Source organism: Pseudomonas sp. FW305-3-2-15-E-TSA4 (assembly GCF_058787295.1).
Map to the genome: position 1 here is coordinate 202,650 of NZ_JBYSZP010000008.1, position 21,353 is coordinate 224,002.

20 protein-coding genes are annotated in these 21,353 nt (G+C 60.5%); 7 read left to right on the forward strand and 13 right to left on the reverse strand.

The annotated features are described in order from the left end of the window. The first annotated feature begins 64 nt into the window (after nt 1-64). The 5 genes from mnmC to AC3WMV_RS13525 all read left to right on the forward strand — a co-directional run bounded on the left by mnmC (nt 65) and on the right by AC3WMV_RS13525 (nt 7,467). Nucleotides 65-2,044, forward strand: a complete 1,980-nt coding sequence (gene mnmC / locus AC3WMV_RS13505) for a bifunctional tRNA (5-methylaminomethyl-2-thiouridine)(34)-methyltransferase MnmC2/FAD-dependent 5-carboxymethylaminomethyl-2-thiouridine(34) oxidoreductase MnmC1 (RefSeq protein WP_103369252.1) — start codon at nt 65-67, stop codon at nt 2,042-2,044. 149 nt (nt 2,045-2,193) lie between these two features. Continuing rightward, a complete protein-coding gene (locus tag AC3WMV_RS13510) occupies nt 2,194-3,966 on the forward strand; it encodes an N-acetylglutaminylglutamine amidotransferase (protein WP_095137247.1) in 1,773 nt (590 codons plus the stop codon). Between the two features lie 3 nt (nt 3,967-3,969). Next, complete coding sequence (gene ngg, locus AC3WMV_RS13515; protein WP_103369251.1) at nt 3,970-5,718, forward strand: N-acetylglutaminylglutamine synthetase; 1,749 nt, start codon at nt 3,970-3,972, stop codon at nt 5,716-5,718. Nucleotides 5,719-5,878: 160 nt separating this feature from the next. Beyond that, on the forward strand, nt 5,879-7,069 hold the full coding sequence (locus AC3WMV_RS13520) for an osmoprotectant NAGGN system M42 family peptidase (RefSeq protein WP_027612398.1): 1,191 nt from the start codon (nt 5,879-5,881) through the stop codon (nt 7,067-7,069). 170 nt (nt 7,070-7,239) lie between these two features. Continuing rightward, entirely contained in the window at nt 7,240-7,467 is a 228-nt protein-coding gene (locus AC3WMV_RS13525) for a YheU family protein (protein ID WP_003192759.1), read from the forward strand. Here AC3WMV_RS13525 and csrA read toward each other — a convergent pair. From csrA to AC3WMV_RS13540, 3 genes are all read right to left on the reverse strand, one after another. Continuing rightward, entirely contained in the window at nt 7,464-7,649 is a 186-nt protein-coding gene (csrA, locus tag AC3WMV_RS13530) for a carbon storage regulator CsrA (protein WP_027612397.1), read from the reverse strand. The genes AC3WMV_RS13525 and csrA overlap by 4 nt on opposite strands. 146 nt (nt 7,650-7,795) lie before the next feature. After that, nucleotides 7,796-8,128, reverse strand: a complete 333-nt coding sequence (locus tag AC3WMV_RS13535; protein ID WP_096794907.1) for a YnfA family protein — start codon at nt 8,126-8,128, stop codon at nt 7,796-7,798. A gap of 63 nt (nt 8,129-8,191) precedes the next feature. Then, nucleotides 8,192-9,007: an SDR family oxidoreductase gene (locus AC3WMV_RS13540; RefSeq protein WP_097088415.1), complete on the reverse strand. Its 816-nt coding sequence runs from the start codon at nt 9,005-9,007 to the stop codon at nt 8,192-8,194. 323 nt (nt 9,008-9,330) lie between these two features. Here AC3WMV_RS13540 and AC3WMV_RS13545 point away from each other — a divergent pair, with 323 nt between their 5' ends. After that, complete coding sequence (locus tag AC3WMV_RS13545) at nt 9,331-9,489, forward strand: DUF3309 family protein (protein WP_169432680.1); 159 nt, start codon at nt 9,331-9,333, stop codon at nt 9,487-9,489. Between the two features lie 57 nt (nt 9,490-9,546). Here the strand turns inward: AC3WMV_RS13545 and AC3WMV_RS13550 are convergent, their stop codons facing one another. The 10 genes from AC3WMV_RS13550 to AC3WMV_RS13595 all read right to left on the reverse strand — a co-directional run bounded on the left by AC3WMV_RS13550 (nt 9,547) and on the right by AC3WMV_RS13595 (nt 18,986). Then, nucleotides 9,547-11,640 (reverse strand): LTA synthase family protein, encoded by a 2,094-nt coding sequence (locus AC3WMV_RS13550; RefSeq protein WP_027612395.1) that lies wholly within the window; start codon nt 11,638-11,640, stop codon nt 9,547-9,549. Nucleotides 11,641-11,952: 312 nt separating this feature from the next. Beyond that, entirely contained in the window at nt 11,953-12,558 is a 606-nt protein-coding gene (locus AC3WMV_RS13555) for an START domain-containing protein (protein ID WP_027612394.1), read from the reverse strand. A 41-nt stretch (nt 12,559-12,599) separates the two neighbouring features. Beyond that, nucleotides 12,600-12,854, reverse strand: coding sequence for a YkgJ family cysteine cluster protein (locus AC3WMV_RS13560; protein ID WP_041069283.1), 255 nt, complete (start codon nt 12,852-12,854; stop codon nt 12,600-12,602). Nucleotides 12,855-13,019: 165 nt separating this feature from the next. After that, nucleotides 13,020-13,508, reverse strand: a complete 489-nt coding sequence (locus tag AC3WMV_RS13565; protein ID WP_103369250.1) for a translation initiation factor 2 — start codon at nt 13,506-13,508, stop codon at nt 13,020-13,022. Nucleotides 13,509-13,586: 78 nt separating this feature from the next. Beyond that, nucleotides 13,587-15,026 carry an aminotransferase-like domain-containing protein gene (locus tag AC3WMV_RS13570; RefSeq protein ID WP_003226969.1) on the reverse strand — a complete coding sequence of 480 codons (1,440 nt, stop codon included), beginning with the start codon at nt 15,024-15,026 and terminating at the stop codon, nt 13,587-13,589. A gap of 201 nt (nt 15,027-15,227) precedes the next feature. Then, nucleotides 15,228-16,040, reverse strand: a complete 813-nt coding sequence (locus tag AC3WMV_RS13575; protein WP_027612391.1) for an OmpA family protein — start codon at nt 16,038-16,040, stop codon at nt 15,228-15,230. Continuing rightward, nucleotides 16,037-16,393, reverse strand: coding sequence for a DUF4398 domain-containing protein (locus tag AC3WMV_RS13580; protein ID WP_027612390.1), 357 nt, complete (start codon nt 16,391-16,393; stop codon nt 16,037-16,039). Before AC3WMV_RS13580 ends, AC3WMV_RS13575 begins: the two co-directional genes overlap by 4 nt. A 9-nt stretch (nt 16,394-16,402) precedes the next feature. Next, nucleotides 16,403-17,224 (reverse strand): substrate-binding periplasmic protein, encoded by an 822-nt coding sequence (locus AC3WMV_RS13585; protein WP_103369249.1) that lies wholly within the window; start codon nt 17,222-17,224, stop codon nt 16,403-16,405. A gap of 80 nt (nt 17,225-17,304) precedes the next feature. Beyond that, nucleotides 17,305-18,234, reverse strand: coding sequence for an electron transfer flavoprotein subunit alpha/FixB family protein (locus AC3WMV_RS13590; protein WP_007961977.1), 930 nt, complete (start codon nt 18,232-18,234; stop codon nt 17,305-17,307). A gap of 2 nt (nt 18,235-18,236) precedes the next feature. Then, on the reverse strand, nt 18,237-18,986 hold the full coding sequence (locus AC3WMV_RS13595; protein ID WP_003226982.1) for an electron transfer flavoprotein subunit beta/FixA family protein: 750 nt from the start codon (nt 18,984-18,986) through the stop codon (nt 18,237-18,239). 525 nt (nt 18,987-19,511) lie between these two features. On the opposite strand from AC3WMV_RS13595, the gene AC3WMV_RS13600 reads away from it, so the two are divergent. After that, a complete protein-coding gene (locus AC3WMV_RS13600) occupies nt 19,512-21,176 on the forward strand; it encodes an electron transfer flavoprotein-ubiquinone oxidoreductase (RefSeq protein ID WP_027612388.1) in 1,665 nt (554 codons plus the stop codon). Nucleotides 21,177-21,353 lie beyond the last annotated feature (177 nt).

Here is a 21,353-nt window from a genome sequence, read left to right on the forward strand (position 1 = left end):
CCATGGATCAAGCACGCTCCGCCCGATCAGCTAGAATGGCCGCCTTGTCGTTGCCGAGCCTGCCATGAAACCTGTATTGCCCCATGCCCAACTCGACTGGGATGACCAGGGACGCCCGCGCTCGCGGGTGTTCGATGATGTGTATTTTTCCGACCAGTCGGGGCTGGATGAAACCCGTTACGTGTTCCTCGAACAGAACCGTCTGGCCGAGCGCTTTGCCGCGCTGCCGGCGCACGGGCGGCTGGTGATCGGCGAAACCGGCTTCGGCACCGGGCTGAATTTCCTTTGCGCCTGGCAGTTGTTCGTACAGTACGCGGTGGCCGGTGCGCGGCTGCATTTCGTCAGCGTCGAAAAATACCCGTTGAGCCCGGCCGATCTGCAACGGGCGCTGGCCTTGTGGCCGCAGCTCAAGCCACTGGCCGATCAACTGCTGACGCAGTACGTGGCGATCCATCAGGGCTTTCAGCGGATCATTCTCGGCAATGGCCGCGTGACGCTGACGCTGCTGATCGGCGATGCGCTGGAGCAACTGCCGCAACTCGATGCGCAGATTGATGCGTGGTTTCTCGACGGTTTCGCCCCGGCGAAAAACCCCGACATGTGGACCGCTGAACTGTTCGTCGAACTGGCGCGACTGGCGGCGCCGGGCTCGACCATCAGCACCTTCACCAGCACCGGTTGGGTGCGGCGTCTGCTCAACGCCGCCGGGTTCAAGATGAAACGCACGCCGGGCATCGGCCACAAGTGGGAGATCCTGCGCGGCGAGTTTCTCGGCTGGCCGCAGGACGTCGCGCCACCACTGCCGGACAAACCGTGGTTCGCTCGCCCTGCCCCGCTGACCGGCGAGCGGCGCGCGCTGGTGATCGGCGCCGGGCTGGCCGGTTGTGCGACCGCTGCCAGCCTCGCCGCGCGCGGCTGGCAAGTCAGTCTGCTGGAGCGTCACGAGGCCGTGGCACAGGAAGCGTCGGGCAATCCGCAGGGCGTGCTGTACCTGAAGTTGTCGGCCCACGGCACCGCGTTGTCGCAACTGATTGTCAGCGGCTTCGGCTACACCCGCCGTCTGCTGGAAACCCTGCAACGCGGCACCGACTGGGACGATTGCGGCGTGCTGCAACTGGCGTTCAACGCCAAGGAAGCCGAGCGTCAGGCGCAACTGGCCGCGGCATTCCCGGAAGATCTGGTGCACTGGCTCGATCAGCCGCAAGCCGAGATCCAAGCCGGGATTGCGCTGGCACACGGCGGGCTGTTCTACCCCGAAGGCGGCTGGGTGCATCCGCCGGCGCTGTGCCAGGCACAAGCCGCGCAAGCGAACATCGAACTGCTCAAGCATCACGATGCGCTGGAACTGCGCAAGGTCGAAGGTCAGTGGCAAGCCCTCGACGGCGAGCGCGTGCTCGCCAGCGCGCCGGTGGTGATATTGGCCGGCGCGGCGGAGATCAAACGCTTTGCGCAAAGTGCCGAGTTGCCGCTCAAGCGCATTCGCGGGCAAATCACGCGCCTGCCGCAAACCACTGAAAGCCAGGCGCTGCGCACCGTGGTCTGCGCCGAAGGTTATGTCGCGCCGGCACGCTTGGGCGAACACACGCTGGGCGCGAGTTTCGACTTCAACAGCGACGACCTGACCCCGACCACCGCCGAACACCTGGGCAATCTGGCGATGCTCGAAGAGATCTCCAGCGATCTGGTGGCGCGCCTGCACATCAATCAACTGCCCCCGGAAACTCTGGAGGGACGCGCCGCATTCCGCTGCACCAGTCCCGACTATCTGCCGATCGTCGGCCCCCTCGCTGACCGCGCAGCTTTCACTCAGGCCTACGCCGCGTTGAGCAAGGACGCGCGACAAGTGCCGGACATCGCCTGCCCGTGGCTCGATGGCCTGTACGTCAACAGTGGCCACGGTTCACGCGGGCTGATCACCGCGCCGCTGTCTGGCGAACTGCTCGCGGCGTGGCTGGACAACGAGCCGCTGCCACTGCCCAGAAGTGTCGCCGAAGCCTGCCACCCCAATCGTTTCGCGCTGCGCACGTTGATTCGCGGCAAATGAAAAATCGCGACTGGCCGCTGGTCAGTCGCCCCCTCTTATAACTCATCGTTCTAAAACTCCCACATCTGCAGCGGGTCAGTTTCTGAGTACCGGCCATTTTGGCCTGACTTGAATCACCCCTCCCCAACGGAAAAACCGGTAAGGACTTTATGTGCGGATTAGCTGGCGAGTTACGTTTTGATCATCAACCTGCAGACCTTGCAGCGGTAGAGCGAATCACCCATCACCTGGCCCCCCGCGGCCCCGACGCATGGGGCTTCCATGCCCAAGGGCCAATTGCCCTGGGCCATCGTCGCCTGAAAATCATGGACCTGTCGGACGGCTCGGCGCAGCCGATGATCGACAGCCAGCTCGGTTTGTCCCTGGCCTTCAACGGCGCGATCTACAACTTCCCGGAACTGCGCGCCGAACTCGAAGCGCTGGGCTACGCCTTCTATTCCGGTGGCGACACCGAAGTGCTGCTCAAGGGCTACCACGCCTGGGGCGAAGCGCTGCTGCCGAAACTCAACGGCATGTTCGCGTTCGCCATCTGGGAGCGTGATGCCCAGCGCCTGTTCATCGCTCGCGACCGTCTCGGCGTGAAGCCTTTGTACCTGTCGCGCACCGGCCAGCGTTTGCGCTTTGCCTCGGCCCTGCCGGCGCTGCTCAAGGGCGGCGACATCAACCCGATCCTCGATCCGGTGGCGCTCAACCACTATCTGAATTTCCACGCGGTGGTGCCCGCTCCACGCACCTTGCTCGCGGGCATCGAAAAGCTGCCGCCAGCGACCTGGATGCGCGTCGAAGCCGATGGCCGCACCGAACAGAAAACCTGGTGGACCCTGCCCTACGGCCCACACGACGACGAGAAAAACCTGACCCTCGAAGACTGGCGCGACCGTGTACTCGACAGCACCCGCGAGGCCGTGGCAATCCGTCAACGCGCAGCGGTGGATGTCGGCGTGCTGCTTTCCGGCGGTGTCGATTCAAGCATGCTCGTCGGCCTGCTGCGTGAAGTCGGCGTGGAAAACCTGTCGACCTTTTCCATCGGTTTCCAGGATGCCGGCGGCGAGCGTGGCGATGAATTCCAGTATTCCGATCTGATCGCCAAGCACTACGGCACTCAACATCATCAATTGCGCATCGACGAAAAAGAGATCATCGAGCAACTGCCCGCCGCGTTCCGTGCGATGAGCGAGCCGATGGTCAGCCACGACTGTATCGCCTTCTACCTGTTGTCGCGCGAAGTGGCCAAGCATTGCAAAGTGGTGCAGAGCGGCCAGGGCGCGGATGAGCTGTTCGCCGGTTATCACTGGTATCCGCAAGTCGACGGCGCAGCGGATCCGTATGCAGCCTATCGCGCGGCGTTTTTCGACCGCAGCTACGAAGACTACGCGGCCACCGTACAGCCGAAATGGCTGACAGCGAATGACGCGGCCGGCGACTTCGTGAAGGAGCATTTCGCTCAACCCGGAGCTGATGCGGCAGTGGATAAAGCGCTGCGTCTGGACAGCACGGTGATGCTGGTGGATGACCCGGTCAAACGCGTCGACAACATGACCATGGCCTGGGGCCTGGAAGCGCGCACGCCGTTTCTCGACTATCGACTGGTTGAACTGTCAGCGCGGATTCCCGGCCAGTTCAAGCTGCCCGATGGCGGCAAACAGGTGCTCAAAGAAGCCGCGCGCCTGGTGATCCCGAGTGAAGTGATCGACCGCAAGAAAGGCTACTTCCCGGTGCCGGGCCTCAAGCACTTGCAAGGCGACACCCTGAACTGGGTGCGTGAACTGCTGCTGGATCCGAGCCAGGATCGCGGCCTGTTCAACCCGGCCATGCTCGACAAACTGCTGACTGATCCGCAAGGCCAACTGACGCCGTTGCGCGGCTCGAAACTGTGGCAACTGGCGGCCCTGAACCTGTGGCTCAGTGAACAAGGAATCTGATTGATGAAACCTCACGCCACAGCGATCAATCAGCGCCTGTTACGCGGTCAGGCACCGTCGTATGAACGCTTGCAGGCGCGTCTGGCCGAAGACGGCAGCGAACTCGGCGCCGACCCCATCGCCGTGCACTGCGGTTGGGGCCGGCTGCTGATCGGCCACACCTTCCCGGACCCGGCGACACTGGCGCAAGAACTGCTCAACGAGCAGCCCGGCGAGCGCGATATCGCTCTATACGTCGCCGCGCCGCAGCAGATTCTCGGTCTGGAACCGACGCAACTGTTTCTCGACCCGTCCGATACTCTGCGCCTGTGGTTCAGCGATTACCGCCAGGCCACCCGCGTGTTTCGCGGCTTCCGCATTCGCCGCGCGCAAAGCGAAGCGGACTGGCAAGCGATCAATCTGCTGTATCAGGCCCGCGGCATGTTGCCGATCGATGCCACGCGCCTGACTCCGCATCATCAGGGCGGCCCGGTGTACTGGCTGGCCGAAGATGAAGACAGTGGCGCGGTGATCGGCAGCGTCATGGGCCTCAATCACCAGAAAGCCTTCAACGACCCGGAACACGGCAGCAGCCTGTGGTGCCTGGCAGTGGATCCGCAGTGCTCGCGGCCCGGTGTCGGTGAAGTGCTGGTGCGGCATTTGATCGAGCACTTCATGAGTCGTGGTCTGAGTTATCTGGATCTGTCGGTGCTGCATGACAACCGTCAGGCCAAAAATCTTTACGCCAAGCTCGGTTTTCGCAACCTCTCGACCTTCGCCATCAAGCGCAAGAACGGCATCAATCAGACGCTGTTCCTCGGGCCCGGGCCGGAAGCCAACTTCAACCCTTATGCGCGGATCATCGTCGAGGAAGCGCACCGGCGCGGCATCGACGTGCAGGTGGACGATGCCGAAGCCGGGCTGTTCACCCTCAGCCATGGCGGACGTCGGGTGCGTTGCCGCGAATCGCTGAGCGACCTGACCAGCGCGATCAGCATGAGTCTGTGCCAAGACAAGAGCCTGACCCACAAAGTGTTGAAAGGCGCCGGCCTGAAGCTGCCTTCGCAGCAACTGGCGGGCAACGCCGACGACAACCTGGCGTTTCTTGACGAGCATCAGCGTGTGGTGGTCAAGCCGCTCGACGGTGAACAAGGCCAGGGCGTGGCGGTGGATCTACAGAGCATCGAAGAGGTGCAGCAGGCCATCGAAGCCGCCAAGCGTTTCGACAGCCGCGTACTGCTGGAAAGCTTCCACGAAGGCCTCGACCTGCGGATTCTGGTGATCGGTTTTGAAGTGGTGGCGGCAGCGATTCGTCGTCCCGCCGAGGTGGTCGGTGACGGCCATCATTCGATCGGTGCATTGATCGAGGCGCAGAGCCGGCGTCGGCAAGCCGCTACCAGTGGCGAGAGCAAGATCCCGCTGGATCACGAAACCCAACGCACCCTGCACGCGGCCGGGTATGACTACAGCAGCATCCTGCCGGCGGGCGAGCACCTGTTCGTCCGTCGCACGGCCAATCTGCACACCGGTGGCACGCTGGAAGACGTCACGGCGATTCTGCACCCGACCCTGGTCGATGCCGCCGTCCGTGCAGCGCGGGCGCTGGACATTCCGATGGTTGGCCTCGACTTGATGGTGCCGGCGGCGGATCAGTCCGAGTACGTGTTTATCGAAGCCAATGAACGCGCCGGCCTGGCCAATCACGAGCCGCAGCCGACGGCAGAGCGATTTGTCGATCTGTTGTTTCCGCACAGTCAGCCGGCTGTTTCTTGATTCCGAGGTGTCTGGACTGACGCCTTCGCGAGCAGGCTCGCTCCCACAGGGGAACTCATCCAAATGTGGGAGCGAGCCTGCTCGCGAAGGGGCCGAATCAGGCACCACAAATCCCTTCTCATCGAAACCATCGATGCGCCTCAACTCATCAGGAGTTTCCATGACCACTCAAATCCCTGAACCGGATCTGAACTACCTGCAAAAAGTCCTGCTGGAAATGCTCGCCATTCCCAGCCCTACCGGGTTCACCGACACCATCGTGCGCTACGTCGCCGAGCGTCTGGAAGAACTTGGCATCCCTTTCGAAATGACCCGTCGCGGCACCATTCGCGCCACCCTCAAGGGCAAGAAAAACAGCCCCGACCGCGCCGTCTCCGCGCACCTCGACACCATCGGCGCCGCCGTGCGTGCAGTGAAAGACAACGGCCGTCTGACCCTGGCCCCGGTCGGTTGCTGGTCGAGCAGGTTCGCCGAGGGCAGCCGGGTCAGCCTGTTCACCGACAATGGCGTGATACGCGGCAGCGTGTTGCCGCTGATGGCCTCCGGGCACGCGTTTAACACTGCCGTAGACGAGATGCCGATCAGCTGGGATCACGTCGAGCTGCGTCTGGATGCCTACTGCGCGACCAAGGCCGATTGCGACTCGCTGGGCATCAGCGTCGGCGACGTGGTGGCGTTCGACCCGCTGCCGGAGTTCACCGACAGCGGTCACATCAGCGCCCGTCACCTCGACGACAAGGCCGGGGTTGCGGCATTGCTCGCTGCGCTCAAAGCCATCGTCGAGAGCGGTCAGGAGTTGATGATCGACTGTCACCCACTGTTCACCATCACTGAAGAAACCGGTAGCGGTGCGGCGGCGGCATTGCCATGGGACGTCAGCGAATTCGTCGGTATCGACATCGCGCCGGTCGCGCCCGGCCAGCACTCCAGCGAACACGCGGTGAGCGTGGCGATGCAGGACTCCGGTGGCCCTTACGACTATCACCTGTCGCGGCATTTGCTGCGTCTGGCCGGTGAAAACGAACTGCCGGTACGGCGCGACCTGTTCCGCTATTACTTCAGCGACGCGCATTCGGCAGTCACCGCCGGGCACGACATCCGCACCGCCCTGCTGGCCTTCGGCTGCGATGCCACTCACGGTTATGAACGTACGCACATCGACAGTCTGGCGGCGCTCAGTCGTTTGCTCGGGGCGTACATTTTGAGTCCGCCGGTATTTGCCAGCGATGCGGCGCCGGCCAATGCTTCGCTGGATCGCTTCAGTCACCAGATCGAGCATGAGACACAGATGGAGAGCGATACGCGAGTGCCGTCGGTGGACAGTCTGGTGGGGCAGCGTTCGGACAGCTGAATCCTTGTTGTCTGAACTATGGCTATCGCGAGCAGGCTCACTCCTACAGTTGAAATGCATTTCCCTGTAGGAGTGAGCCTGCTCGCGATGAGGCCGATACTGCCCACACAAAACTGGCAGCCAGCCTCCAATCGCCGTAGCATCCCGCCATTGATTGAACCGAGGTGCCCATGCTGATTCCCTACGACGCTCTTGAAGTCGACACCCTCACCCGCCTGATCGAGGACTTCGTCACCCGCGACGGCACCGACAACGGTGATGACACACCGCTGGAAACCCGCGTGCTGCGCGTGCGCCAGGCGCTGACCAAAGGCCAGGCGCTGATCGTCTTCGACCCGGAAAGCGAACAATGCCAGTTGATGCTCAAACACGATGTGCCCAAGCATCTGTTCGACTAGCGGACCTTTTCGGTGACCTGTTTGCGCTGGATCCGCTGATAGACTTCAGAACGGTGCACATTGACCTTCTGCGGCGCCTCGACACCAAAGCGCACACTGGAGCCGTTGACTGACAACACGCGCACGGAAATGTCGTCACCGATGGAAATCAACTCGCCCACTACACGGCTGAGTACAAGCATGGAGTTCGTCCTTCAGGGTTAGCCAGCCCTGAAGATGCGCGGTGGGCGCGCGCTCGACAATACGTCGTGAGCAATTCAGTCTTGCCCTACACCCACGAGCGCTGCGCCCGTCAGACATTTCCTGCAAATCACTAAACAGCCTCGCCTCACGGGGCGGAAAAGCGCGGACCGAACAGAATCACGCTCGCGCCGATCACGCACAGCGCCACGCCGATCCAGTCCGAACCCAAAGGGCGAACGCGCTCGACCACCGCCAGCCAGCCGATCGACGCGACGATGTAGATCCCGCCATAGGCGGCATAGGCGCGCCCGGCGTAAGCCGCTTCGACGCGGGTCAATAACAGGGCGAACAGGGTCAGGCTGAGCAGCGCCGGGATCACCCACAAGGCACTTTTGCCCTGACGCAGCCACATGAAAAAGGCGAAACAGCCGGCGATTTCAAACAGCGCCGCGAGGAAAAACCACAGGTAATTGAGCATTGATGTGTCTCGACAGGGTGACCATTGCGGCCACCCTAACGACGCAACATCCTCGGGGCAAGTTCAGCCGTTGGTTTGTCTGGCCTTGGCGCGCATTTTATCGGCCATGGTGGTCATTTCGTTGTAGATCAGTTGCGGGTTCTTCTGTTTGATCGCCCAGGCCATGCGCCCCTGCTCGTGCGGCAGGATCATGAATTCGCCGGCGGCCACTTGCTGGTAGATATAGTCTGCAATGTCAGCAGCCGTGATCGGCGAACTTTCCAGCAACTTGCCGACCTGGGCTTTCATGGCCGGGGTCGGACCACGGAACGAGTCGAGCAAGTTGGTCTGGAAGAACGACGGGCAGACCACATGCACGCTGACTTCCTGCTGCGCCAGTTCGATCAGCAAACTTTCCGACAGCGCCACTACACCGGCCTTGGCCACGTTGTAGTTGCTCATCGCCGGGCCCTGCATCAGTGCAGCCATCGAAGCGATGTTGATGATCTTGCCTTTGCTCTGCTCCAGCAGCGGCAGGAACGCTTTGCAGCCCTTGACCACCCCCATCAGGTTGATCGCGATCTGCCAGTCCCAATCCTCCAGCGACAGTTCGCTGAAGAACCCGCCGGACGCCACACCGGCGTTGTTGACGATGACATCGATACCGCCGAGCTTCACTTCGCAAGCCTGGGCAAACGCGGTGAGCTGGCTGTAGTCACGCACATCGCAACGTTGGGTGAAACCGTCACCACCGGCCTCGCGCACCCGCTTCAGGGTTTCCTGCAGGCCAGGTTCGCTGACGTCGGACAAGGCCAGCTGCCAGCCTTCACGCGCCCAGCGCAGCGCGATTTCGCGACCCAAACCTGAGCCCGCACCCGTGATCATCATGCGATTTTGCATAGCAGACAGCCTTGTTGTTCCGTAGGAGATGCACGGAGTGTAGCGAAGGAACACTGGCCACCCACGCTCCATCAGATTGCTGAATACAGGATCAAAAGATCGCAGCCTGCGGCAGCGCCTACATGAATTCCCTGTAGGAGCTGCCGAAGGCTGCGATCTTTTGATCTCGCGCTTTAAAGGAAATAAACGAGTAATCCAAATACATTAAAAAAACATTGAATTTTCTTTCATTCGCACCAGTCGGAATTTGTAAGCCGTCTGGAATTAGTTAGCCTCCAGTCGCCCTTGAACACCAAGTCTTCTCGAACGCTATAAACAAGGAAATCGACATGGGCACAATTCTTATCATTATCCTGATCCTGTTGCTGATCGGTGGTCTGCCGGTCTTCCCGCACTCCAGAAGTTGGGGTTATGGTCCTTCGGGCATTATCGGCGTGGTGTTGGTGGTGCTGTTGGTCTTGCTGTTACTTGGCAGGATATAAAACCCCAAGACAAAAAAAAGAGGCCCTCAGGGGCCTCTTTTTTATGCAGCGGTTTTATCAGTCCGGCTTGCCGTTGATCACACCGGCGGTGTTGTCCATCAGGCTCTTGGTCGCCGTTTGCAGGAACGCCTCAAGCTTGAGCTTCAGTTCGGCGGTACGCGGTGCGTCCGGAATGATCTCGGCAGAAGGGTTCGCGCCCAGTTGGTACTGGTAGATCTTCGGCGCCATTTCCTTCTCTTTCGGCAGCACCAGGATCTGGTCGGCAGTGACGATGGCGGTGGTCTGCTCGCTGCCGGACGGCTTGATCACACCGAAACCGGTGTCGCCGGCCGGCAGGTTGAGCAGGTCACGCCCCCAGCACTGATGACGCACTTCGCCACCCAGACGGCCCATGATGGTCGGCACGATGTCGATCTGCGTACCCACGGTGTGGTCACGAGTGCCGAATTTTTCCTGAATGCCCGGGGCGATCATCAGCATCGGCACGTTGAAGCGGCCCAGGTCCATTTCGGTGATCTGGCGTTCGTTGCCGAAACCGTGGTCACCGACGATGACGAACAGGGTTTCCTTGAAGTACGGCTCTTTGCGTGCCTTCTCGAAGAACTGACCCAGCGCCCAGTCGGCGTAACGCATGGCGGTCAGGTGTTCGTTGAGGCTGCCGCGATCGGTCACGCGCTCGACCGGCAATGGCGTCGGCAAGGCGTACGGCGTGTGGTTGGACAGGGTTTGCAGCAGCGCGTAGAACGGCTTGCCGTTTTCCCGTGCCTTCAGCTCCTGCAGACCACGGTCGAACATGTCCTGGTCGGACACGCCCCAGGTCGGATCGGAGAACACCGGATTGACGAAGTCGTTACGGCCAACGAAGTTGGTCATGCCCTGGTTGCTGAAGAAGCCCGACTGGTTGTCCCAGGCGAAGTCGCCGTTGTAGACATACACGTCGTCATACTTGCGCGCGCTGAGCAGCTGCGGCAGACCGGACAGCTTGTGGCTGCCTTCCGGGGTCTGCATCAGGTATTCGAAACCTGGCAGGTTCGGGAAGCACGCCATGGTCGCAAACATGCCCTGGTGGGTATGGGTGCCGTTGGAGAAGAAGCGGTCGAACAGCAGACCTTCCTTCGACAGTTTGTCGAGGTAAGGTGTGATGTTGCCCGGTGCGCCCAGGGCGCCGACCGAGTGACCGGCCATGCTTTCCATCAGGATCACGACCACGTTCTTGATCGGCAGGGTCTTGTCGGCCGGTGGCGTGTAGTCACGACGCACGGCAGCGATGTCGGCATCGACCAGTTTGTCGTCCGGCATCACCAGCATCTCGCGCACCACTTTCTGCGCCTGTTCCTGCGGCAGGGTGGCTTTCCAGATGTTATCGCGGTCCTCGCCCATGCGGTCCTTGGCGGCGGCGATCAGCGACAGCGTGCCGTTGAGGCCGAGCTGGTTGGCGAAGTTCGATTCGGTGGTGTACACGTCACCCCAGCGCAGCGGCGGGCCCTGACGCAGGGTGCCACGGGCGGCCACGACGCAGATCAGCAGGCAGACCACGAACACCGCCAGGCGGGTGTACCACGGCGCCACCTGACGGGTGCCGACGTTGCCGCCGCTGAACGGGCCGCGTGGACGGGTCGCACGGTCGGCGCCCTTGAAGGCCAGGGTCAGGATCACGGTGCCGATGACCCACGCCAGCAGGTAACGCACTACCGGGAAACCGTACCAGAGCATGCTCATCACGGTTTTCGGGTCTTCCTTCACGTACTGGAACACCAGGCCATTGAGGCGCTGGTGGAACTCGCGGTAGAAGTCCATTTCCATCAGGCCGAGGAACAGCGCGATGCTCGACGCCACGGTCAGCCACAGGCGGAAGAAGCCACGCGCAGCCATCGCCCGGGCACTGAACAGCGCCAGCACCAGCGGAACGCAGACGTAGACCACCAGGCGCAGGTCGAAACGCAGGCCGTTGGCGAAGGCTTCGAGGAAGGTCGAAGCCGGGGTATCGAGGATCATCTCGCGGTTGTAGACCAGCAGCGCGAGGCGCAGCACGGAAAACATCACCATCATGACCAGGGCACACAGCAGCGTGTAGGCCAGATGCGATTTGACGGTCGGTTGCAGCAGGCGAGTGGAAGATCGCTGCTGATTCAGGGCGTCCGGGTTTGCCATGTCGTTTTAGGACCCATTGGAAGTTGAAGTTGCAAAATACAGCGGCGCCATGCCCTCTATTGGCCATTCCAGGCCCCGGGGCGTGCGCGGTGCGCAAATGTTGCACGATCAACGGCAGCATTGCCATTGATTACTGCCCCATTGCCCGACTCTTTCATACAAGCATTCGGACGGGGGACAAACCGAGTTGCGCGGGCGAATTGTCTGGAACACTTTGTGAAAATTTCGTCCAACGCATATCTGGAAACACAATATAACGACAAAACAAAACGCCCCGATTCGGTCGGGGCGTTTTGCTGTCAGCGCGAAGAATTACTTCTCGGCGCGTTCTTTCAGGGCTTTCAGCGTATTGAACGGCGCATCGACCACGAACTTGTTGGCAATCATGCTTGGCACGCTGCCACCGGGTTCGGTGTGCACCTGATAGGTCACTTCGACTTGATCACCTTTGGGTACGAACTTCCAGAACCCTTTGACCTGAGCGACACGGACAAAGCCTTTCTCTTCGGGAAGGTACTTCGGCACGCCTTCGAGGTTGCGGGTCAGGCTGCCATCGGCGCCCTCAACGGTGGTGATGTGCAACACCGAATCACGTGGGGTCACTGGCCACGGCGTATTGAACTGGGTGTAGGTCCAGCTCTGATCGCCCTCGTGCTTGAGCAGTTTCTGGGTTTTGCATTCGTGAATCCAGGCGCAGGCTCCGGCCACGTCTTCCTGCAAGGCACGCAGTTTGGCAACGGTGGTCTTCATCAGGGCAACACCCTGATAGGACTTGTAATCGGAACCCGGCACTTCGGCCAGCGAGACCTTGATCCCGTCCTGTTCCTTGGCGACCTTCCAGTCTTCGGCCTGAGCCATCGAAGTAGCCAGCACAGCGGTCAAACCACACAACACAGCGATACGATGCAGCGAACCCATAGTCTTATTCCTTATTGTTGAAGTTCCGTTCGTTTGACACATCACGCCGCCGTCATCTGCTCCCACCAACCGATCAGTTTGATCGCTTCCTCGGAGCTGCTGCCGCAGACTTCGACATCGGCGGCGAATCCTGAACAGACCGCCGGACGCTCCGGCTGGCCGAAAATGCTGCACAGGTTTTCGACCGAGAGTTGCACGCAACGTTCGCCGGCAGGTTTGCCGTTGGGCATGCCCGGAATGGCAGAGCTGATGGACGGGGCAATGCAGCAAGCGCCACAGCCTTCACGGCATTTCATGACGAGCAAGTCCTCGCGACGGGCAATGTGTTAAAGAGACACGGACAGAGTAACCGCTAAAACGGTTGTTTCAAATTCCCTGCACCGGGGTTTTTACCGATAACTGAATGTGACTGACCAGTCTCCGACAAAGCGTCTGGTCTGCGGGTCACGGGTCGATTGAATTTATTGCTTGAACTCGAAATCCAGCGCTGCGCCTTCGACTTCGCGGCGCTCTTCGTTGCGCAGCTGCAACTGCATTTCATTGCTGAGCAGGCGGCCATTGAGCTGGAAGCCGCTGTTCTTCTCGCCAAACATCTGCGGCAGGATCGCCTCGTGTTTGGGCATCGGCACGGTACCGGCAGGTTTGAGCTGCTGGACCATGTCTTTGGGCAGGCTCAGGTCCAGTTTGGCCGGCGGCAGTCTGGTTTTAGCCACTTCACTGGCCGGTTTTGACTTGGAGGCAATCGGGGGCCGCTTCTTCACCGGGGCCGCTTTCTTCTGCGGGGCTTTCTTCGTCTGAGCTTTCTTGTCCGCAACGGCTTTGCTGGCCGTTTTACTCGCCGGAGCTGACGCCGCAGGCTTTTCCTGAACGGCGGCTGCCATGACACCGGGCGCATGGCCCATCGTCAACACACCAAGCAAAATCCAGGCAGCAGGCAAAATCGCTTTCATGAGCCCCACAACACTAACGGCAGAGGGCCATATGCTCGCCTGTTGAGCGTCACAAGACAAGCGCGGTGCGCCACTCGTTCAGAAACCGCCTGCGGTTTCCTGACACAGTTGAGTCGCCAGCAAACCGAGGGTCATCAGCGCCCTTTCCGCCTCGCGATTCCACGGCGTGCCGCAGTTCAGGCGGATGCAGTGATTGAACTGCTCGGTATTACTGAAGATCAGCCCCGGCGCAATACTGATGCCCTGCTGCAAGGCGCGGACATGCAATTCCTGTGTATTGACCCTGCCCGGCAGACTCACCCAGAGGATGAAACCGCCCGTGGGCCGGGTCATTTGCGTGCCTTCGGGGAAGTACTGCTGCACCGCCAGCTGAAATGCGCTGAGGTTTTTTCGGTATTCCTGGCGGATGTACCGTAAATGCCGGTCATAACCGCCATTTTCCAGATAAGCGGCAATCGCCATTTGCGTGACGCTGCACGCCGAATGCGTGGTGAAGGTCTGCAGACGCTGGATTTCCTGCTGATACTTGCCGGCGATCATCCAGCCGACGCGCACACCCGGCGACAAGGTCTTGGAAAAGCTCGAGCAGTAGATCACCCGATCCAGTCGATCGTAGGCCTTGAGGGCTTTGGTGCGGCCCTGTTCGAACATCAACTCGCCATAGATGTCGTCTTCGACGATCTGGATATCGAAGTCCGAAGCCAGGCGCAGCAGTTGTTTCTGCCGCTCTTCCGGCATGGTGCCGCCCAGTGGATTGCTGAGGCGAGTGGTCAGCACCAGCGCCTTGATTGACCATTGGTTCGCCGCCAGTTGCAGGGCTTCGAGGCTCATGCCGGTGGCCGGATCGCTGGGGATCTCGATCACTTTCAGGCCCAGCAGGTCGGCCAGTTGCAGCAGACCGTAATAGGTTGGCGATTCGGCGGCGATCAGGTCGCCCGGACGAGTCAGCACCCGCAGCGACATCTGCAGCGCATCGACACACCCGTGGGTGATCACCACTTCTGAAGGATCGACGACGACCCCGGCATCGCGCATGCGGATCGCCACTTGCCGACGCAGCGGTTCGAAACCCGGGCTGAACATGTAACTGAACGCGCGCGGACTATGGAATCGGGTGACCTTGGCCAGTTGTTGATGCAGCGCGCGCACCGGGAGGTAATCGACACTCGGCACCGCAGCGCCCAACGGAAACACCCCTTCGCGCCGCGATTCGACCAACACTTGCTGAATGATGCTGGCGCGGGTGACCAGTCCTGGCCGCTCGACCCGGGCGATGTCCGGGGTCGGCGCTGTCAGTGCCGGGGTCTGGTGCACGTAGTAACCGGACTGCGGCCGTGCACGGATCAGGCCCTGATCTTCGAGGTTGGCGTAAGCCTGCAACACCGTTGCATGGCTGACATTGAGCTGCGAACTCATCTTGCGCACCGACGGCACGCGTTCTCCGGGCTGATAGACACCGCGCCGGATGTCTTCCGCCAGCTGTTGAGCAATACGTTGGTAGAGCAAGAGGTTGGTCATGACGCAGCACTCGATTTCACGGGCATTTTATTCTTGTGTGAAACAATACCGGAACAGTTTAGAAGTGTACTGGGACAGTTGCCACCATAGTCGACCGTACAGTGCAGTGTCAGCTACAACTGTACGGATTTGCGTGCTATTCGACAGACGTAAAAAAGCCCGGCGCTGCATGACAGGCCGGGCTTTCCAGAGACGCAGCCCTCAGCGGGCGGCGCCGAGCTGGCCTTTTTCGTCGGAGAACACAATTTCCACCCGACGGTTCTGTGCTCGCCCACGCTCGGAAGCGTTGACGTCCACCGGGTATTCGTCGCCGTAACCTTCGACCTGAATCCGCTTGTCCTCGATACCCAGGTCCATCAGCACATCGGCCACCGCCTGTGCGCGATCACGCGACAGCTTGAGGTTTTCCTGTTTGCCGCCGGTGCTGTCGGTGTAGCCCTCGATGCGCACCACGCGTTTCGGGTTGAGCTGCAGGAACTGCACGATCTTCAGCACCACGCGGTTGGCCGAGTTTTTCAGCTCCGCTTCGCCGGTGTCGAACAGCACGTCGCCCAAGGTCATGACCAGGCCGCGATCGGTTTGCGTGGTGGCCAGCGCAACGATCTGCTCCTCGAGCCACTTGCCCTGCTGCTGCACGCTCAGCAGTTTGGACTCACGCAGGGCCAGTTGCAGGCGCTGGCGTTCCAGCTCGAGCTTCGCCGCGCGCTCTTCGTTGAGCACCAGATTGGTGTGTTCGCGGGCGATTTCGCTATAGCGCTGACTCAGGTAGGCGTAATGCACCACGTCCGAGCCACTGCCCCAATAGGTGGACAGGCGATCGGCACGGGCCAGCGACTCACCGGCGCGGATCACATCCTTGGGCGCGATACGCAGCACGTTGGAATCTTCCTTGACCTTCTGGAAATCACTGCCGGCCTGTTGCAATGCGGCCTCACCGTGTTGACCGGCGCAACCATAGAGGCTCGCGCAACCGGCCAGAAGCAAACCGCCGAGGGCTTTGGACTTGAGGCTCATTGGGCATCTCCCAGTTGCTTGCGCAGACGGATGATGCGGGTGTTGAGCACGTTCAGTTGCTCTTCGCTCTTTTGCGTCAGCACCTTGGCTTCGGCCAGACGTGCATCCAGCTCGGCCTGTTCGGCGCGCATGCGGGCGTTCTTGAAGGACTCGTCGGTCATGTTGCCCTTGGCCCGGTTGAACTTGTCTTCGGCCAGTTTCATTTCCGGCATTTCATCGGCGGTCGCACCGACAGCCTTGGCCTGGGTGATGGCCTGCTCGGTCAGGCGCATTTGCTCATTGGGTGCCGGATCGTTGGCGCAGCCGGCCAGGGCCAGAACGGCCATGGCCGCGAAAAGAGGTCGAATACTCACTAAGAATCCCTACTGTTTTGGGGCACTGACAGGTGGCTGCGGCTGTTGCTGCTGAGCCTTCCAGCGCTCGATGTTGCGTTGCAGCGCGGCTTCGGTCAGTCCGGACGCGGGCAATTCTGTCATCTTTTTAGCGAGCTGTCCGCGCAACCACGGATCGTTGCAGGCCGAGTTGTGCGAAACCGCGAGGAACAGTCCCGGTCGGTCGATCGGTTGCTCGAAGGCCAGCAGATCATTGGCCATGCCCAATGCCTGCGCGGCGGCCATGCCCGAGTAGCGCCCGGCGAGTACATATTCGACTTCGCCCAGCAGAAGTTTCTGAAAGGCCTGAGTGAGGTTTGCCGTCCGGGTCAGGGTCAGATTCTGCTCGGCGAAAGTGCCGAATGCCTGGGTCATTCGAGACTTTTCCGACAGCCCGCCGGTGTGCCCGTGCAGGTCCCTGGCTTCGCTGTAGACCAGCGTCGAGCCTTTGCGCGTCCACACCAGATAGTCGTTTTCCAGCAACGGCGGATAGATGTAGTCGAGGTTTTCCAGCTCGTTGAACATCAGCGGCGTGTCGGCCAGCATGTCCATGCGCCCGCTGCGTACTTCATCAAGGGCCTGCGCGCGTTTGCCGGCGTAGAGCAGCTCGACCTTGATCCCCAGATCCTTGGCCACTTGCTGCAACAGGTCGGCACTGGCGCCGATCAAGTGCTTGGGATTCTGTGGATCCTGCCACAGGTACGGCGGTGCATCCGGGCTGCCGGTGACGACAAGGCGCTCGCATTTGCCGGCGGCCGCAGCCATCCCCGGTAACAGGATCAATCCCAATAACAACCCGCGGCGCAGATCCATGGCAAAACACTCCCACGCAAATTCGAGACAAAAAAAAGCCCGACCATAAGGCCGGGCTCTTTATAAGTGAAGCTGCCGGATTAGACCAGCTTCTCCAGCTCAGGTACCGCTTCGAACAGATCCGCCACCAGACCGTAATCGGCCACCTGGAAGATTGGCGCTTCTTCATCCTTGTTGATCGCGACGATCACTTTGGAGTCTTTCATGCCGGCCAAATGCTGGATCGCGCCGGAGATACCGACCGCGATATACAGCTGTGGTGCAACGATCTTGCCGGTCTGACCGACCTGCATGTCGTTCGGTACGAAACCTGCGTCGACCGCGGCGCGCGAAGCACCCACGGCAGCCCCCAGCTTGTCGGCCAGAGCGTACAGGTGTTTGAAGTTGTCACCGTTCTGCATGCCGCGGCCGCCGGAAACGACGATCTTGGCAGCGGTCAGCTCAGGACGATCGGACTTGGCCAGTTCTTCGCTGACGAAGCTGGAAGTGCCGGCGTCGTGCGCAGCAGCAACCGCTTCAACAGCCGCCGAACCACCTTCAGCGGCAACCGGGTCGAAACCGGTGGCACGCACGGTGATCACTTTGATCGCAGCGGTCGATTGCACGGTAGCGATAGCGTTACCGGCGTAGATCGGACGCTTGAAGGTGTCGGCGCTTTCTACCGAGATGATCTCGGAGATCTGGTCAACGTCCAGCGCAGCGGCAACGCGCGGCAGGATGTTTTTGCCGTTGGACGTGGCGGCAGCCAGGATGTGGCTGTAGCCCTTGCCCAGCTCTGCAACCAGCGGCGCAACGTTTTCCGGCAACTGATGCGCGTAAGCGGCATTGTCAGCGTTCAGGACTTTGCTTACGCCAGCGATTTTCGCAGCGGCCTCGGCCACGGCGCCAGCGCCCTGACCGGCAACCAGCACGTGAATGTCGCCGCCGATTTTGGCAGCAGCAGCCACGGTGTTCAGTGTGGCCGGGGCCAGCACTTTGTTGTCGTGTTCAGCGATTACCAAGATAGTCATTTTTAGATTACCTTCGCTTCGTTTTTCAGTTTCTCGACCAGTTCAGCCACCGACTTGACCTTGATGCCTGCGCTGCGTGCAGCCGGCGCTTCGACTTTCAGGGTCTTGTTGGTGGAGGCGGTGGAAACGCCCAAAGCGTCCGGAGTCAGCACTTCGAGAGGCTTCTTCTTGGCTTTCATGATGTTTGGCAGAGACGCGTAGCGCGGCTCGTTCAAACGCAGGTCGGTGGTGACGATCGCTGGCAGTTTCAGGGAAACGGTCTGCGCGCCGCCGTCGATTTCGCGGGTCACGGCAACGCTGTCGCCGGAGACTTCGACTTTCGAGGCGAAAGTGCCCTGACCGTAACCGCTCAGTGCAGCGAGCATCTGGCCGGTCTGGTTGTTGTCGCTGTCGATCGCCTGTTTGCCCAGGATCACCAGCTGAGGCTGTTCCTTGTCGACCACAGCCTTGAGCAGCTTGGCCACGGCCAGCGAAGTCAGGTCTTCAGCGGATTCGACGAGGATGGCGCGGTCGGCACCCAGAGCCAGTGCGGTACGCAGCTGTTCCTGAGCGGTGGACGGGCCGATGGAGACGACGACGATTTCAGTCGCAACACCTTTCTCTTTCAGGCGTACGGCTTCTTCCACTGCGATTTCGCAGAACGGGTTCATCGACATCTTGACGTTGGCGAGGTCTACGCCGGAATTGTCCGCCTTGACGCGGACCTTGACGTTGTAATCCACAACGCGTTTGACAGCTACAAGAACCTTCATGGATTCCTCGTTACTCTCCGGTGAAAAGAAAGTCGCCTAGGCGAACCTGGCGGTTGATGCTCATCGGGCACAAGGGCACCTCTAAAAACGCCGGCGGGGGGCGATGACCGTTCGTCAGTGGTGACCAACGGGTCATTGAATCGCACGGTGTGTAAACTGCGCGCCGGACTTGCGCTGCGCATCACCTTGTACTGCCTGTGCCCTGTCTTTAGAGGTGCTCTTGAAACCGCCAGTCTGCCTACGGCGAGCGCAAAACCGCCCGTATCTTGACCGGAACGCCTATTCCGGTCAATACGGCAAAATGGCCGTTCATAAGCCGCGCTTCTTTGATTTCTCTGGGCTGGAGCCGATTCAAACAAACGTTTGTATTGGACGCTCGGAGTGGTGTAGATATAATGCGCCGCCTAGAGAGAAAGGTGGTTTGCCCATTATTACCCTTGACGTTAACGTAAAGGCAATAACGGATATGACACCGAACCTCCAAATTAGAAAAAAAACTGTTGAGCCTTGAGTAGGAGATAGCCTGTGGAACGCGAATACATGGAATTCGACGTGGTCATCGTCGGTGCCGGCCCCGCTGGCCTGTCCGCCGCCTGCCGTCTGAAGCAGAAGGCCGCCGAAGCCGGTAAGGAAATCAGCGTCTGCGTGGTCGAAAAAGGCTCCGAAGTCGGCGCACACATCCTTTCCGGTGCCGTGTTCGAACCACGTGCTCTGAACGAACTGTTCCCGGACTGGAAAGAACTCGGCGCCCCGCTGAACACGCCGGTCACCCGCGATGACATTTTCGTGCTGAAAAACGCCGACAGTGCGCAGAAAATTCCGGACTTCTTTGTGCCCAAGACCATGCACAACGAAGGCAACTATATTATTTCCCTCGGCAACCTGTGCCGCTGGCTGGCCCAGCAGGCCGAGAACCTCGGCGTGGAAATCTACCCGGGCTTCGCTGCTCAGGAAGCGCTGATCGACGAAAACGGCATCGTGCGCGGGATCATCACCGGTGATCTGGGCGTCGACCGCGAAGGCAACCCGAAAGAAGGCCTGTACACCCCGGGCATGGAACTGCGTGGCAAGTACACGCTGTTCGCCGAGGGCTGCCGTGGCCACATCGGCAAGCAACTGATCAAGCGCTACAACCTCGACAGCGATGCCGACGCCCAGCACTACGGTATCGGTCTGAAGGAAATCTGGGAAATCGACCCGGCCAAACACCAGCCAGGCCTGGTGGTGCATACCGCCGGTTGGCCGCTGGACATCATGGGCACCGAAAACACCGGCGGCTCGTTCCTCTATCACCTGGAAAACAACCAGGTAGTGGTCGGTCTGATCGTTGACTTGTCCTACAGCAACACTTACCTGTCGCCGTTCGACGAGTTCCAGCGCCTCAAACATCACCCGGTGCTGGCTCAGTACCTGGAAGGTGGCAAGCGCGTCAGCTACGGCGCCCGCGCGATCTGCAAAGGTGGCCTGAACTCGCTGCCGAAAATGGTCTTCAAGGGCGGCGCGCTGATCGGTTGCGACCTCGGCACCCTGAACTTCGCCAAGATCAAGGGCAGCCACACCGCGATGAAGTCCGGCATGCTCGCCGCTGAATCGGTGGCCGACGCGCTGTTCGCCGAGAAGGATGGTACTGAAGAGCTGACCACTTACGTCGACGCGTTCAAGAAGAGCTGGCTCTACGACGAACTGTTCGCCAGCCGTAACTTCGGCCCGGCGATCCACAAGTTCGGCGCGATCGTCGGCGGTGGTTTCAACTGGCTGGACCAGAACATCTTCGGCGGCAAACTGCCGTTCACCCTGCACGACACCAAGCCGGACTACGCTTGCCTGAAACTCGCGGCCGACTGCAAGAAGATCGACTATCCGAAGCCGGACGGCAAACTCAGCTTCGACAAACTGAGCTCGGTGTTCATCTCCGGTACCAACCACGAAGAAGAACAGCCGTGCCACCTGAAGCTGACCGATCCGAGCATCCCGATCAGCAAGAACCTGCCGCTGTACGACGAACCGGCGCAGCGCTACTGCCCGGCCGGCGTCTACGAAGTGATCACCAAGGAAGACGGCGAAAAACGCTTTCAGATCAACGCCCAGAACTGCGTGCACTGCAAGACCTGTGACATCAAGGACCCTTCGCAGAACATCACCTGGGTCACGCCGGAAGGCGCTGGCGGCCCGACCTACCCGAACATGTAAGGCGTATCGCTGAACAACGAGGCTCCCGAAATGGGGGCCTTTTTGTTGCCCAAAATTTAATGCATCACATCACCCCCCTGTGGGAGCTGGCTTGCCCGCGATGGGGCCGTGTCAGTCGACATCTTGGCAGCCTGGATCACCGCCATCGCTGGCAAGCCAGCTCCCACAGGGTTACGC